General features: G+C 42.7%; 1 protein-coding gene and 2 pseudogenes. 1 reads left to right on the forward strand and 2 read right to left on the reverse strand.

Features of this window, described 5'->3' with window-relative positions:
• Window positions 1-380: pseudogene (locus tag F6K49_RS44255) on the reverse strand (glutamine synthetase); the annotation flags it as partial.
• 518 nt (window positions 381-898) lie between these two features.
• Between F6K49_RS44255 and F6K49_RS44260 the strand changes: the two are divergent.
• Entirely contained in the window at window positions 899-1288 is a 390-nt protein-coding gene (locus tag F6K49_RS44260) for a RidA family protein (protein ID WP_075901698.1), read from the forward strand.
• 430 nt (window positions 1289-1718) lie between these two features.
• Here F6K49_RS44260 and F6K49_RS44265 read toward each other — a convergent pair.
• Window positions 1719-1977, reverse strand: a pseudogene (locus F6K49_RS44265) (catalase); the annotation flags it as partial.

The raw sequence follows: 1977 nt of genomic DNA on the forward strand, positions 1-1977 counted from the left end.
TGTAAGCCCTCACTTTCCGCTTCTGCTACCATCCTTTTGAGGAAGTTTCGGGGACAATACGGCCATGGGCTACCATTGTTGACCATATCCCCAAACACACGGGCATGACCAGGAGCATAGGGTAAGGAGGTTAAGGTTTCCCAATCCGGTACTAAGCGGATTTCACCGATAGGTCCCAAGCCACTGCCTGGGACTGGGACATCATACATCACCGGTAGAGCTTGCTGGGCTGCTGAAATGCCCACACCGTGTTTGAGGTAGTCTGGTAAGGTTTTCCGGTGGACTGCTTTACCACGGATTATGTTAGCATTGTCGCACCAAAGGATACGCACAAATCGAATACCTAGTTGATCTATAGTTTTCAGGATTTTATTATTCATTCACATACGCCTTTTTTTTAAATTCTTAGTTTTTGTGGTGTTTAACTAGTAGCAAATATCCTCTCCAAAATCTAGATTCAGTATATAATAATTAATGGTAAATTGTTACTATTGTTAATAGTTAATGGTTACAGTAATTAAGCAGAAATCGGGTTTCTTAATATAATTACTGGATTTCAGCCTTTGATTTATAACCAGTTTGACTCCGTGGGTGGAACGGGCATCTTGCCCGTTTTATTTCCAGACTGGCGGTCTCAACAGTGGCGAAAAGGTAGAAAATGAGGGCTCGCCCGTCTTCTGTGCGCACCCTACGCACTACTGATAATGAGGTGCATTGATGACATAGCACTTTCTGACCCCTCATCCTACTAATACCACTATTACCCATCATCCCCCTATTCTTGACCTCCTCACTACCAAGATCAAGACTTATCGGTCAGGGATAAGGCTGAGATGGGAATCCTCAAACTGTTATCTTGGAATGTGTTAACTTGTCCATCCTGGAACGACTGAAGACTATGACACGAAACATTATCCGTACCCCCAATGCCCCAGCACCCGTAGGACCATACAATCAAGCGATCGCAGTCAGCGGTCAAATGATTTTTGTAGCTGGTCAAATTCCCCTTGACCCTAGCACCGGTGAGATTGTTGGTGCTAATGATGTCGCCAAGCAGACAGAACAGGTAATGGCTAATGTTGAAGCTATCTTAGTCGCTGCTGGAGCTAAAATCCCGGACATAGTCAAAACCACGGTATTTCTGGCAGATATGAATGATTTTGCGACAGTAAATCAGATCTATGCCAAATACTTTAACGAGGAAGACGCTCCAGCTCGTGCCTGTGTTGAGGTTTCCCGACTACCTAAGGATGTTTTAGTCGAAATTGAATGCATTGCTGTGATCTAGTCTTGTGGAAGCTGCTAGGGTTTTAGCTGACTGCAAATAGCTAACTGATTACGAAGGAGCTGGGGGGGCGACAAGGGACCCAAAGTAATTGCCAGCTCTAAGTTTAAGGTCACTATGATCCCAAACTTATGATCCCAAACTAGATATAGACAGTCATGAGCATATTTTCAATTACTGAAAACTCAATACCTGATTCTTTCATCCAAGTGGTCGAAAAATCGGGTTTATTTATAAGTTTGGTAACTGAATTCACTAAATCCAAACCAGATAATAATTATAGCTGAACTATCACCCCGTTATGGAGTCCGGTTGAATAGTTATAATTCTCTGGGTATAATTCTTGGGTGTTCGTTACTTGTTACTTGAAAATTTAAAATTGGCAAGTAACAAGTAACAAGTAAAATGCAACATGTATGCTTAACTTGAAAGACTAGTACTTGAGTCCCCGTTTTTGATAACGATACTTAGCCACAATCGGATAAACTACATTACGGAGCCGGTTGAGAGCTCCGACAGGACGATGAACTACTAAGCCATTCCACGGGGAAAATCGCAGGTTTTCAGCAGAGTCGTATTGTTTGTCAAAATCGATGATCTGATGCTTGACTGTAAGGCGACCAACCGTAAAAAATGGTGATTTCTTCTCACTCCAACGAATTGTGACATCATCGATGGACATTTTCGGGTTG

The organism is Moorena sp. SIO3I6 (assembly GCF_010672095.1).

Coding starts and splice junctions, on each gene's coding strand:
- F6K49_RS44260 (WP_075901698.1), top strand. CDS start 899: ATGACACGAAACATTATCCGTACCCCCAATGCCCCAGCACCCGTAGGA.